Source organism: Saccharothrix stipae (genome assembly GCF_054781895.1).
This window is the reverse complement of sequence record NZ_BAAGTN010000003.1, coordinates 115,276-128,203: the sequence shown is the minus strand read 5'-3', so window position 1 is coordinate 128,203 and position 12,928 is coordinate 115,276. Positions and strand designations below refer to the sequence as shown.

Genomic DNA, 12,928 nt, shown 5'->3' with positions numbered 1-12,928 from the left:
GGACGACGGAACCGGGCGGAAGTGAAGCGCACCGGTCGCCGGAGAGCCGGCACGTCGACGCTGCTGCTCTTCGTCGCGCTCGGCGCCCTCGTCGCCGCCTCGTTCGCCGTGGTGACGTCGGTGCCGGGCGGAGACCGGTCGACCCAACCCGCTGCGCTGCGGTCCTCGTCACCGGCGCCGTCCTCGTCCGCGCAGACCTCGTCGGCACCGCCCTCGTCCGCCTCGGCCGAGCCACCCGCACCGGCCGCGGACCCGTGCGCGGACGACGTCGCCGCCCTGCCGCTACGGGCCAGGCTCGCCCAGCTGCTGGTCGTGGGCGTCGACCCGCGCGGGCCCGCCGACGCCCTCACCGCGGTCCAGGGCGAGCAGGTGGGCGGCATCTTCATCGGCGGCGACGACGTCGGCCTGCTCAGCGCCGGCGCGCTGGCGCCCGTGCACGCCGCGGCCGCGTTGCCCCTCACCGTCGCCGTGGACGACGAAGGCGGCCGGGTGCAGCGGCTCGAAGCGCTCGCCGGCTCACTGCCCAGCGCCCGCCAGATGGCGGCCGCCATGTCACCGGACGAGGTCCGCGCCGTGGCCCAGGACCGGGGGCTCGCGCTGCGCGACCGCGGCGTCACCACCGACCTGGCCCCGGTGCTCGACACCAGCGGCCAGCCCGACCGCACGGTCATCGGCGACCGGTCGTTCAGCGCCGACCCGGCCACCGCCCTCGGCTACGCGCTCGCGTTCGCCGAAGGGCTGCACGACGCGGGCGTCACGCCGGTGGTCAAGCACTTCCCGGGGCACGGCAACACCACCGGCGACTCCCACCTGGGCGCGGTGACCTCTCCCCCGCTCGACGCGCTGCGGGGTGCCGACCTGGTCCCGTACCGGCACCTGGCCCGGTTCGGCGACGTCGTGGTGATGCTGGGGCACATCGACGTGCCCGGCCTGACCGGCGGCGTGCCCGCGACCCTGAGCCCGGCGGCCTACGCGCTGCTGCGCGGCGAGTTCGGCTTCACCGGTCCGGCGATGACCGACGACCTGGGCGCGATGCGCGCGGTGACCGACCGGGTCGGCCTGCCCGACGCGGTCACGCAGGCCTTGGCCGCGGGCGCCGACATCGCGTTGTGGTCCTCGGGCGGCCGGGTCCGCGAGGTGCTCGACCACCTCGAAGGCGCGGTGGCCTCGGGCGCGCTGCCGGCGGCCCGCGTCGACGAGGCGGCCCACCGCGTGCTGGCCGCGAAGCAGGTGTGCTGAGTCACGTCGCGGCGCCTCATATGCTGGGTCGAGGTTCCGGCTGGGGAGGCATCTGCAGTGCGATACGTGGCCATCGGCGACAGCTTCACCGAAGGGGTGGGCGACGAGCTCCCCGACGGCTCGCCCAGGGGGTGGGCCGACCTGGTGGCGGCGGGACTCGCCGTCGGGCTCGGTGAGACCGTGCACTACGCCAACCTCGCGGTCCGGGGACGGCTGCTCGAACCGATCGCGACCGGCCAGCTCGACACGGCGCTCGCCCTGACGCCCGCGCCCACCATGGTGACGCTCAACGGCGGCGGCAACGACATGATGCGCCCCGGTGTCGACCTGGCGCGGCTGGTCGAGCTGACCGAACGGGCGGTTCGCCGGTGCGTGGCGGCCGGGGTGCGGTTGGTGCTGCTCAGCGGGGCGAACCCGGCGCAGCGGCTGCCGTTCGGCCGCATGATCCACCGCCGGGGCGAGGTGCTGACGGCGGCGATCGCCGAGCTGGCCGCGCGGCACGACATCCTGTTCGTCGACGCGTTCAACGACGTGGAGGTCCGCCGGGCCGAGTACTGGTCACCGGACCGGCTGCACCTCAACGCCGCGGGCCACCAGCGGGTCGCGTCCCTGGTCCTCAACGCGCTGGGCCACACCACCGAGGCGCACGCGGTCGACCCGACCCCCGCCGCCCGCCGCAGCGTGCTGGCCGAGGCCCGCTACTACCGCGAGCACGTGCTGCCCTGGGTGAACCGCCGCCTGCGCGGCATCTCGTCCGGTGACGACGCGACCGGCAAGCACCCCGACTGGATCCCGGTGGCCGCCAACCCGCGCGTCTGACCCGGACCGTAGCCGACCGGACACCGACCGTTGCCCCGACCGACGAGTGCCGCCATGATGGCGGTTCGTCAGTACTCGACCAACAATGGTGGTGGTCTGGTGAAGAAGTACCGAATGGTGCTCGTCGGGATCGCCGCGGCGCTCGTCGCGGCCGTGGCCCCCGCGCTGCCCGCACAGGCGGCGACGACGTTGCCGGCGTCGAACTTCCGCCTCAAGGCCACCGCCTACTCCGGTCTGATCGACGACCTGGACGCGGCGCTGCCGAACGTGAGCGTGCCGAACGTCGTCGGCGACGGCAACCGGGCCGCCACCTCCTGCTCGCCGGCCGCGGCCAACCGGCTCGCCGCGTTCTGCTGGAACAGCGGGGACGACGACGTCATGTACTGGATGCCGCAGGGGATCACGACGACCGCGGACGCGTACGGCGAGGCGACCTACGAGGGTTCGACCGCGATCCTGGTCAGCTGGTACGACAACGGCACCGACGGGATCGACCGGGGCATCCGGGTCTCGTTCGTCGACTACGCCACCCCGTCCGCCCCCACCTACCGCCACGTGCTGCTGGTCGAGCCGTACACCACGACCGCGGGCCACGCGTCGTTCCGGCCGGTCAACCTGCACGCGGGCGGCATGTTCTGGTACGGCCACCTGCTGTACGTGGCCGCCACGAGCAGTGGCTTCCGGGTCTTCGACCTGCGGCACCTATGGCAGACCAGCACCGCGGACGGCTCTGCGATCGGCCGCCAGTCCGACGGCAGCTACCAGGCCTACGGCTACAAGTACGTGGCACCGCAGGTGTTCGCCTACAACCAGTCGACCACCAACGGGCACGCGCCCATCCGGTTCTCGTTCGCGTCGCTGGACCGCACGAGCACCCCGGACAGCGTCATCGTGGGCGAGTACGCCAACCCCGGCGCGGGCAGCCGGTTGTTCCGCTTCCCCATCGACCACACCACCCGGATGCTCACCACGTCGTCGGACGGCTACGCCCGCGCGAGCGAGGCCTACGAGGTGTCCGTGCAGAGCATGCAGGGCGCCACCGCGGTCGGCGGCAAGTTCTACCTGTCCACCAGCGACGGCAGCGGCAACACCGGGGACCTGGCCACGTTCAAGCCGGGCGGGTCCGTGGTGATGCACCACGACGTGCTGCCGATCGGGCCGGAGGATCTCTCGTACTGGCCCGCCAAGGGGCAGCTCTGGTCGCTGACCGAGTACGCGGGCAGCCGTTCGGTGTTCGCCGTGCGCGCCGCCGCGTACTGACGTCGGCGAGGGTCAGGGGCGCATGGCTCCGGGCACGGACCACAGCCACTCCTCGTAGGACGCCACCCGGGTGTAGATCCCGCCGTCGCCGCACGGGCGCAGGGAGGAGGCCGTGGCCCGGGACGTCGCACCGGCGAGGAACCACTGCTGCCCCGACCCCACGTACGCGGGCCCGCCGCTGTCGCCGTTGCAGCTGTCCCGGTCGAGGAACGGCGCACCGGCCACGAACTCGGTGTCCGCGTCCGCGCCGTAGCGGGGGTCGTCGCTCGCGATCGGCACGTCGACCATGCGCCTGCGCCCGTAGCCGCTGGTGCCGTGCACGTCGGTGTTGCCGTAGCCCGCGAGCCGCACGAACGCGGCGTCCGCGAGCTGGTCCCGGGTGGCGAGCGGCCGCGGCGGCACCGAAACCGGGCGTTCCAGCACCAGGACCGCGATGTCGCCGGTCGGCCGGGGCGGGCGGTAGTCGGGGTGCGCGAACGCGGTCCGCACGCCGATCACCTCGCCGTCCTGGGGGAAGTTCACGTCCTTGCCGGTGAACACGCGCGACGCGCAACCGCCGTCCACGCAGTGCCCGGCGGTGACCACGACGTTCGGCGAGACGAGCGTGCCCGAGCAGCACCACCCGTCGGAGCTGCCGACCGCGACACAGTCCGGGAAGTCCGACGTCGGCACGCCGCCGATGATGCGTGCGCGGTCGGCGACCACGGCGCGCATGTTGGCCAGGTACACCGGGTCGGTGTAGATGCTGTCGGTCGGCGCCTGCGCGCCCGCGCCGACGGCCGACCTCGTCAGGGGCGACACGCCGCGGCGCAGCAGCGAGCGGGCCAGCCGGTAGCTCTCGGCGCCGTCACCGGTGAGGAAGCCGTCCACCTGGTTGGCGAAAGCGTGGTACACCAGCACGAACCGCTGTTCGTCGTCGCCCGCGATCATCCGGGCGAGGTTCTCCACGGCGGCCATGGGGTCTTGCGGTCGGTCAGTCGTGGTGGTCATGGTGCGCCTCCGAAATCATCTTGTCCATCAGGTCGTAGAGCTCCGCGCCGGCGGCCCGGTCGTCCACCGCGGGCGCCCGCCCGCCCTCGTCGGCGCGTGAGCCGTCCCCGACGGCCTTCGCGACCTTGTCGAGGATCAGGTCCTGGGCGTTGACCTCGCCGGGCGGCGGCGGGGCGAACAGGGCCGGTTGCCGGTCGAACGCCAGGCGCGCGGCCGCGACCAGGGACCGGACGTCGCTGGTCTCCGGCCGCTGGTGGTCCACCAGCCCGTCGGCGGCGGTGACGGCGTTGGCCTGCTGGTCGGCGGTGAAGGAGATCACCGCGCGCAGCGGGCGGTCCCCAAGACCCGGGTAACGGCCGTCGAGCAGCGCGGTCGTCATGGGTGCGATGTCGGCCTCGTACGGCCCGCAGGCCGTCGGCCACGATCGCCGCACCTCGTCCGCCGCCGCGGTGAACCCCGTCGCCGCCAGGGCCGTCGCGGTCAGCGCGAGCCGGACCGGAGCAGGCGGGTGGACCAGCACCGGCGCCCCGGCGGCGACCTCCGCCACCATCCGCGCCGGTTCCACGACGAGCAGGTCGGCCAGCGCCGACACGAACGCCGGACCGGCGGCGAGCACCGCGTACAGGTCGGCGAAGACCTCGGGCAGCCACGTGTCCCAGGCGTCGCGCCTGGCTTCGGGCATGGTGGTGAACGCCGGCCGGGTCAGCGCGCGCACCGTCCCGAGCAACCCGAAGTCGCGCTCCACCGCGTGGCCGACCTCGTGCGCGATCACCGCCGCGTCGGGCAGGTGCACGAGCTGGTACCAGGGCAGGCCGATGATCGGGATAGGCAGCCTGGTGACCACGCCGAGGAAGTCGGTGGTGTCCAGGGCGTCCGGGACGTCCTCGACCGCGAACGGCGTCTCCCGCAGGTGCGTGAACGGGCTGAACTCCCCGCTCAGGTGCACCAGCGGCGCCTCCCGGTCGCTGCCGGCCGCCGCGGGCGCGTAGCAGAGCCAGGCGAACTCGTCCACGGCGGTGAGGAACGGCCGGTACCAGTCCACGTACCGCAGGTTCAGCTTCGAGCGGTAGAAGTCCCACAGCCGGTGCACTTCGAGCATCCGCAGCTGGAGCCGGCGGCACTCCCGCAGCACGTCGTCGCCGCCGCTCGCGACGGCGTCCAGCTCCGCGCCGATCCGCTCGACCACCCCGCCCAGCCGGTCGGTGAGCCGGACGACCTGCGTCCGGTGCTTGCGCAGGGTCCGGCCCGGTTCGGTCTCGTCGCGCCAGCGGGCGAAGTCCGCGTCGATGCCCGCGAGCTTGTGCCGCAGCTCGGCGACCTTGCGGTCGACGCTGGTCATGGCCGTCCTCCCGATCCGGGCACCAGCCGCAGCCACGGCAGGTGCGTGTGCAGGGCGACACCGGCGGACGGCAACACCCGGTCCAGTCCGGTCGCACCGTGCGCGGGCGAGCGCAGGCCGGTGGCCACCTCGCCGAGCGTGCGGCCGGCCGCGATCGACCCGATCATGGCGTCGCACAGCTCGTACCCGTCGTCGCCGGCCAGGCCCGTGCCCAGCACGCCGGCGCAGCGGCCCAGGGCGAACAGGTCGCCCGCGAACGCGTTGCGCAGCAGCAGGTAGGAGATCGCGTCCCCCGCGCCCCACGGGCGGTTCACGTCGAGCACCACGAGCGGCCGGAACTCCTCGCGCGGCACGGCCGCGAGGACCCGGTTGAGCGCCGTCACCGGGATCTCCTCGGCGGTGGGGGTGGCGCTGAAGGCCTCCTTCGCCCAGCCACCGGCGAGGAAGGTGAGCGCGACGCCGCCACCGGACTCGCGCAGCCCGCCCGCCAGGTGCACCACCGCCGGTGTCCGTCCGCTGTGGACCGCACGGTCGACCGCGCCGGCCAGCCGGTCCAGCGTCGGGTTGTCGACCGACTCCACGGCGAAGCCGTGCCTGCGGTACATCCGCGCCAGGTCGACCCCCGAGCCGAGGTGCCCCCGGGTCGAGTTGATCTGCAACGACCCGCTCGGCTGGGCCAGGACCACCAACGGCGCGGCGGGTTCGGCGAGCTCGCGCTGCAACCGGTCCAGCAGGTCGACGTCGAGGTCGGCGTCCCGGGTGAGCCCGCGGGCGTCCTGGTACCGCAGCACCGCGTCCCGCGTGTGCGGGCCGAGGTCGCCGTCGGCCGCCAGGTCCGCGCCGAGCACCCGGTTGAGGCCGACCTGGGCGAACCTGATCTCGTCGCGGTACGCGGCCTCCCGCGAGACGGCCCGGTAGAACGTGGCGACCGCCGGGTCGAGCACGACCGGTCGCCGCACGTCCGGCCGCAGCGCCAGCTCCCACGGCACCGCGCCGAGCGCGCGGTCCTCGACGTCGCACCGGAGGTCGAACGCGCTCGCGTGCGGCGAGTCCAGCGCCCGGAGCGCGTCGGCCGGCAGCACCAGCGACCCGAGCCACGCGCACGTCGCCCGCCAGTCGGCCCGCAGCCGCTCGGCGAGGGGGCCGGGCCGTGCGTCGGCCAGGGCGCCGTCGTGGTGGGCGGTCGTCTCCCCGTCGGGTGGGATGGAGGTCTGCACGACCAGGTCACGGCCCGCGGCGGTCAGCCGGATGCGCCCGCGCGACCGCTTCAACGTGGTGCCGGTCCGACCCCTGGTGAACCGGGCGGCGACGGCCGCGCGCCGGGTGTCGCCCAGCGCCGCGAAGGCCGCGCCCGCGCGGACCAGCTCCGGTTCCGGTTCCCGGCTCGACCGCTCGGCGACCACGCTGTCGGCGTAGTGCAGCCGGGCGTGCCACTGGGTCTCCCGCTCCCCCGCGGCGTCGAGCAGCGGAGCCGCCCGGCGCAGCGACGCGTCCGCCTCGGTCAGGTCGTCCAGCCCGATGAACGCCTCCGCGCGTTCCACCAGGAAGGCCGCGCACAGCATCGGGTGCGCCGTGAACCGGGACAGGAACGCTTCGACGTCGTCCCGGGCGGGACGGTGACCGACGCCCAGCCGGTCCGCGGCCCGCGCCCACTCCCTCAAGAGGAACGTGCCGCCGGGGTGCGCCGCGGCCAGCTTGCGCCGCGCCGCCACCGGGTTGCCGGTCAGCCGGTCGAGCTCCGCGAGCGTCAGGTCAAGCAGGGCCCGGTCCGCCGCGCGCATCCGTTCCGCCGACGTGTCCACCAGCGGCAGGACCTGCCGCCAGGTGTCGCGTGCGGCGTCGTCGTGCGGATCGGGCACCCGGCCGAGCTCGGCCAGCACCACCACCCGCGCGGACGCCGGGGTGATCTCGCCCAGCCGGCCCACCAGTTCGCCTGTCAACCAACGGAAACCGTCCGGCAGGCCGATCGCGAGCCCCTCCACCGCGGCCCGCGCCACCAGGTGCGGCGGGCGCGACCGCCCGTGCAGCTCGCCGATCACGGCGGAGACCGCGTCCCACGCCTCGTGCGGCCGTGCGGCCAGGCCGAGCAGCTCCACGCGGGCCAGCTCGACCCGGCACCACGCGTCGCTGCCCGGTGTGGTCAGGTCGGCGGCCGCGGCCAGGTGGTGCTCGGCCAGGGTGAGGTTGCCGATCTCGCGCATGAGCAGCAGCGCGGAGTGCGCGTGGCAGCGCGCGACGGCCGAGCGGTCGCCTTCGCGGTGCCACCGGGACCGCGCGGTTTCCAGCGCGTGCAGGGCTTTGCCGTGGTGCGCGACCATGCCCTCGGCGAGCCCGGCCAGCTCACGCGTCAGCGCGGTCCCGGGCGCGGCGGCCGGGTCGGTCGTGCCCCGGGCGGCGCGCTCGGCGCGGTGCGCCAGGTCGAGCGCGAGCAGCGGTTCGCGCGCGGCCAGCGCGACCCTCGCCCCGGCGGCTTGCCCCTCCCAGTCGCCGTCGTGCGCGGCCACCCGTCGTGCGTGGTAGGCGGCCCACGCCAGCCGGTTGACGCCCAGGCCCAGCTCGACCGCGAGCAGACCGGACCGGCGCTGCTGCTCGGCGTTCAGCGGCGCGCCGCGCCGGGCGGCGGTCAACTCGCGCACCGCTTCGCGCAGGCGACCGAAGTGCCGGTACGCCCGCACGATCCGCAGCCGGATCGGCGGCTCCCACCGGCGCGCGCCCACCCGCACGGCCGCCTCCGCCGCACGGCGGTACTCGTCGGGGGCCTGCCGGTCGCCCACGAGCATCAGCACGTCGCCGAGCAGGATGCGCAGCCGGACGTCGTCCTTGGTGCCCGCGGCCTGCGGCAACGCCCGCTTCAGCTCCTGCTCGGCGGTGGACGTGTCACCGGACTTCACCGCGAGCGCGGCGCGCACGTACGCCAGGCGCCAGTCGGGCACGACCTCCGCACCGGGGCCGTCCCGGTCCTGCACGACGGCGGCGAAGTTCTCCTCCGCCCGGCTCCACAGCTGGTCCGCCGCCTCGACGTCGCCCACCCTGGCCATCTGCGTGAGCGCTGCGGCCAGCTCGTAGCGCGCCTCCACCACCGTTTCCCGGGTGACGATCGGCGTGTGCCCGTGCCACCGGCGCGGTTCGCCGTCGGCGTCGACGTAGTCCGGCCCCAGCACCTCCTCGGCCAGCGCCGCACGCCGGTGCGCCTCGCCGAGCTCGACCTCGTCCAGGGCGGCGCGCCAGTAGTCCACCGCCGCGGGCCCGACCAGCCGGAACCGGTGGTAGACCGCCTCCCGCGTCCACCGGTCCCACCGGTCGGGGTCGGCGTCCGCCTTGCGCTCGAAGAAGGCCACCGCGTCCGCGTGCAGCAGGTCGTGCACGCGGTGGCGGCGGATCAGCCGGCGCATCGGCTCGACCACCGTGCCACCGAACCGCAGCGAGTCCGGTTCGCCCGCCACCGGCACGACCCACGACGTGGTGCCCGCGTACCCCTTCAGCCGCGCCCACAGCGCGTCGACGTCGATGTCCACGCAGGTCGGGAACAGGGGCTCGGACGCGTCGCCGGGCAGCATGTCCTCGCTCGGGTCGTCCAGGTCGACGTCACCGGACGTGGCCGCGCGCAGGTGCGGTTCGAGCACGGCGTGGACGAAGTCCAGGCTCAGCGTCCGCGGCACCATCCCGTAGCGCAGCAGCCACCGCAGCCCCGGGTCGGCGATCGGCCGCAGCACCTGGAGGACGAGGGCGGTCAGGTCGGCCTGGTGCTCCCTGATCTCCGCCGGGGTGATGTCGGGCCGCTGCTGCACGAGGTCGGCCAGGCGGGCCAGCACCACCGGCTCACCGCCCGCCTTGTCCACGATCGCCTGTCGCAGGTCGAGCCGCTTGATGCCGCGCAGGGCGCCCAGGTAGCGGAGGGCGTCGGCGTGCTTGAACGGGGCCAGGCGCCGTTCCACCACGGCCGGTCCGGCCCCGATCTCGACCGGGTAGCGCCCGGCCAGCACGAACCGCACCGCCGCGCAGTCGTGGTGCAGCCGGAGCAGCTGCCGCAGCAGGCCGTCGAGCTCCTCCCGCGGCCGGTTCGCGTGCACCTTGTCCAGCGCGTCGAGCACCATCACGGCGGGGCCGCCCGCGGTCGCCTCGTCGAGGGTCCGCACGAAGTCGCGGGTCACGCTCGCGCCGAGTTGCTCGTGCCGGTCGCCCAGGCGCCTGCTGGCGGCGGCCACCCGGCTCGGGTCGGCGACCTCGCGGCGCGACAGCAGGCCGGTCCACGCGTACCGCTCCAGGAACTCGGTGAACGGCGCGGCGGCCAGCTGCTGGTCCAGCTGCGCCGCCGCCTCCACCAGCAGCAGCCACGGGTAACGCGCGACGTTGACCGGGTCGAGCACGTCGAAGTCGCCCAGCGCGCACGGGACGCGGCCCGGCACCAGCACCCGTGACACCAGCCAGCGCAGCTCCGTGGTCTTGCCGCGCCCCGACGGGCCGTGCAGCACCACGATCCGCGGCCCGTCGCCCCGGACCAGCCGCTGGTAGGTGGCCTTCGTGCCGGCCGTCTCCAGGAACGTGGCGGACTGGAGGTACTCGGTGGACCACAGGCCCCTGGTGCGCAGGTAGGCGGCCCGGTCGTGGCGCAACGCGATCAGCTCGGGTCCGATCAGCCGCGCCCGGTCCTCGGCGCTGAGCACGTCGAGCAGTTCCTGGCACAGCGACAGGTCGTGCCGGTGGTCGGCCTTCGCGTACAGCCGGACGAACAGCTCGGCGGCGGCGCGGTGGTCGATGAGCACCAGCTGTTCGAGCAGGTCCACGTGCTTGTGCGCGGCGCGGTAGTGCCGCGCCAGGCGGGTGGTCACCGCACGCAGGTCGTCGGGCACGGCGCGCGGGTCGGTCCCGTCGGGCCACCAGCCGTTCCAGTAGCGGGACTTCGCGCCGGGCCGCAGCCGGTACCCGCCCGGCGCGCCCGGGATCGGCTCGACCTCCGGCGCGGTGACGACCTCGTCGAACGACGGCGCGCCCTCGACGTCGGAGACGAGCACCTTCTCGTACAGCTCCCGGTCGAACGCGCGGACGGTGGCGCACCGCCGCAGCACGTCGGCCTGCGGCGCGGGTTGCAGGGCGGCGAGGACGTCCTCCAGCGAGTCGCCCTTGGCCAGCCGGCGCAACAGCTCGGCGTCGAGGTGGGTCATCGCATCCGCCTCACGAGGTTCTCCAGGTCGCCGAGGACGGCCGGGCTCCACTTGCCGGTGGCGACGCCCTCGCCGATGGCCTCGATCAGCTGCACGTGCCGCTGCCCGATCGCGCGGCCCACCGCCAGCACCACGTCCTCGGCCAGCGCGGGGAACTCCTCGGCCTCGATGCAGTCCAGGTCGACGCGCTTGCCGCCGCCGCGTTCGGGCCAGTGCGTGGCGACCTGCTCGTTCGTCATCACGACCACGAGGCTCAGGTTGGGCAGCTCGCCGTCGGCGACGTGCCGGATGAGGTGGTCGTAGAGCTGTTGCCGGAACGCCGAGTCCAGCACGTTCCCGACGTGGTCGAAGACCAGCAGCAGCGGCTCGGGTTGCGCGGCACGGCCCAGGCACGCCCGGAAGGACTCGAACGTCGCCGCGACGTGGTGCGACGTGCCGCCGGTCAGCCGCGGCCACCTCGTCGGTTCCGGCGTCGGCACGGGCGGGTCCGGCGGGAGCCTGCCCTCGGCCAGGTGCACGACGTCGTGGTTGAACCGGTCGAACGCGCCGGCCACGCCCTCCGGCGGGTTCGGCAGGTCCTCCGCCACGTCCCGGATCGCGTACAGCACCTCCAGGAAGTCGAACCGGGTCGGGCGGTCGCCCGGACCACGCACGTCCAGCGGGTTGGGGCGGTCGAAGCTGACGTACTTCACCCGCCGCCCGCGCACCGCGCACCGCCGCCGCAGCCAGTTCAGCAGCCGCGTCTTGCCCACCTGCGACTCGCCGACCACGAGCAGCAGCGGTTCGAGCGGCTCGCCCGCGCCCGGGTCGACGCCCTTGAGGAGCGTGTGGCGCTCGTGCACGCGGTTGACGAACGCGCCGACCTCCTTCTCGAACTGCTGCTCGATGCGGGCCGCCCGCGCACCGGTCGCGGACAGGTCCGGGAGCACGTCGTCGGGACGGACCCGCAACGTCAGGCTCGGCAGGATCCAGTCCCGGGCGCCGTCGTTCACGCCGGCCGTGTACACGGCCTCGCGGGCCGTCGCGACGGCGCGGTCGACCGGCTCGTTGTCCAGCAGGCTCCGGTACAGCGAGCCGCCGAACAGGGCCGCCGCCGTGCCGCGGATGTCGCTCTGCATGCCGACGACCGCACCGGCGCCGCTCTGCAGGAACACGTCGGTCAGCGCGACCGCGTCCGCGGTCTCACCGGAGCGGCAGGCGTTGAGGATGGCCAGGCGCGGCGCGGGACGGCTGAGCAGGTCCGCGATGTAGGTCGCGGTGAGCAACCAGGCCTCACGACCGGGCGGGACGATCCGCAGCGCCGGTTCCTTGGTGCTCGCCTTGCGCGTGCCGTGCCCGATGAAGTGGAGCACGTGCGGCATGACCCGCTTGTAGGCCGCTTTGAGGTCCGCTTCGGTCGGCCGGGACAGGAACTCCGCCTCGATCCGGCCCGGCGCGCCGCCGACCACCCTCTTGATCTCCCGGATCTCGTCGCGGGCGCCGATGTCGTCATCGTCGTCGCCGCGCACGACCAGCACCCGGATCGGCAGCGAGTCGGCGACCGGGTCGTCGCGCACCGCGCGCTCGTGCACCCTGGTGAACGGGTGCTCGGAGTCGAGGAACAACGCGTGCGCGGCCCTGGCCGCCTCCCACGGCAGGCGGCGCAACCCGGGTTCCACGCTCAGGAACGTCCGCTTCACCCCGGCACGCGACCAGTGCTCCCGCACGTTCGGCGGCAGCAGCAGCCCGCCGAGGTGCAGCCCGACCTGGGCAAAGGTCTGCGACTCCGGGTTCTGGTGCAGGAAACCGACGACCGCCTCCGGGACCGCGGCCCCGGCCAACGCCGCGGGCAGCGCCCCGGCCCCCAGGTCGGCCGCGACGGTGTCGGAGGCCGTCGGCTCGGGCGGCCACACCCCGTCGTCACCGACGTAGAGGTCGACCCGGTAGTCGGCCCCCTGGCCGCTCCGCGTGATTTCGATCAACGCGTCCACATGGGTTCACCCACTCGTTCCGGACACGGCACCTCCCGGCCGGCCGTCTATCCCTGAAGTCGCCTGCCCGCCAGGTGGGGTTACGAATTGTCACCCGTTAGCGCTAATCCGTACGGCCGTCGAGAGCAGGGGGTAGTCGATCGTGCACG

Annotated in this window: 7 protein-coding genes; 3 read left to right on the top strand and 4 right to left on the bottom strand. The window is 74.4% G+C overall.

Going from position 1 to position 12,928, the window contains the following annotated elements; translation table 11 throughout:
• The first annotated feature begins 21 nt into the window (after nt 1-21).
• The 3 genes from ACYVLT_RS07385 (at nt 22) to ACYVLT_RS07375 (ending at nt 3,318) form a co-directional block, all read left to right on the top strand.
• The gene (locus ACYVLT_RS07385) at nt 22-1,239 is read left to right on the top strand and encodes a glycoside hydrolase family 3 N-terminal domain-containing protein (protein WP_461119364.1); all 1,218 of its coding nucleotides are present in this window, start codon (nt 22-24) and stop codon (nt 1,237-1,239) included.
• Between the two features lie 66 nt (nt 1,240-1,305).
• Nucleotides 1,306-2,058: an SGNH/GDSL hydrolase family protein gene (locus ACYVLT_RS07380; RefSeq protein WP_461119363.1), complete on the top strand. Its 753-nt coding sequence runs from the start codon at nt 1,306-1,308 to the stop codon at nt 2,056-2,058.
• A 99-nt stretch (nt 2,059-2,157) separates the two neighbouring features.
• Nucleotides 2,158-3,318 carry a hypothetical protein gene (locus ACYVLT_RS07375; RefSeq protein WP_461119362.1) on the top strand — a complete coding sequence of 387 codons (1,161 nt, stop codon included), beginning with the start codon at nt 2,158-2,160 and terminating at the stop codon, nt 3,316-3,318.
• 12 nt (nt 3,319-3,330) lie between these two features.
• Here the strand turns inward: ACYVLT_RS07375 and ACYVLT_RS07370 are convergent, their stop codons facing one another.
• From ACYVLT_RS07370 to ACYVLT_RS07355, 4 genes are read right to left on the bottom strand one after another with little or no spacing between them, the layout of a single operon-like run.
• Nucleotides 3,331-4,308, bottom strand: coding sequence for a S1 family peptidase (locus tag ACYVLT_RS07370; protein WP_461119361.1), 978 nt, complete (start codon nt 4,306-4,308; stop codon nt 3,331-3,333).
• Entirely contained in the window at nt 4,292-5,647 is a 1,356-nt protein-coding gene (locus ACYVLT_RS07365; RefSeq protein WP_461119360.1) for a M48 family metalloprotease, read from the bottom strand. The genes ACYVLT_RS07370 and ACYVLT_RS07365 overlap by 17 nt, the downstream gene beginning before the upstream one ends.
• Nucleotides 5,644-10,809 carry an AAA family ATPase gene (locus ACYVLT_RS07360; RefSeq protein ID WP_461119359.1) on the bottom strand — a complete coding sequence of 1,722 codons (5,166 nt, stop codon included), beginning with the start codon at nt 10,807-10,809 and terminating at the stop codon, nt 5,644-5,646. The genes ACYVLT_RS07365 and ACYVLT_RS07360 overlap by 4 nt, the downstream gene beginning before the upstream one ends.
• Nucleotides 10,806-12,779: a CHAT domain-containing protein gene (locus ACYVLT_RS07355; protein WP_461119358.1), complete on the bottom strand. Its 1,974-nt coding sequence runs from the start codon at nt 12,777-12,779 to the stop codon at nt 10,806-10,808. Before ACYVLT_RS07355 ends, ACYVLT_RS07360 begins: the two co-directional genes overlap by 4 nt.
• Between the last annotated feature and the right edge of the window lie 149 nt (nt 12,780-12,928).

Bases quoted from the DNA above. Each gene is read 5' to 3' on its own strand.
- ACYVLT_RS07365 (WP_461119360.1), bottom strand. From the start codon at position 5,647: ATGACCAGCGTCGACCGCAAGGTCGCCGAGCTGCGGCACAAGCTCGCG.
- ACYVLT_RS07370 (WP_461119361.1), bottom strand. From the start codon at position 4,308: ATGACCACCACGACTGACCGACCGCAAGACCCCATGGCCGCCGTGGAG.
- ACYVLT_RS07360 (WP_461119359.1), bottom strand. From the start codon at position 10,809: ATGACCCACCTCGACGCCGAGCTGTTGCGCCGGCTGGCCAAGGGCGAC.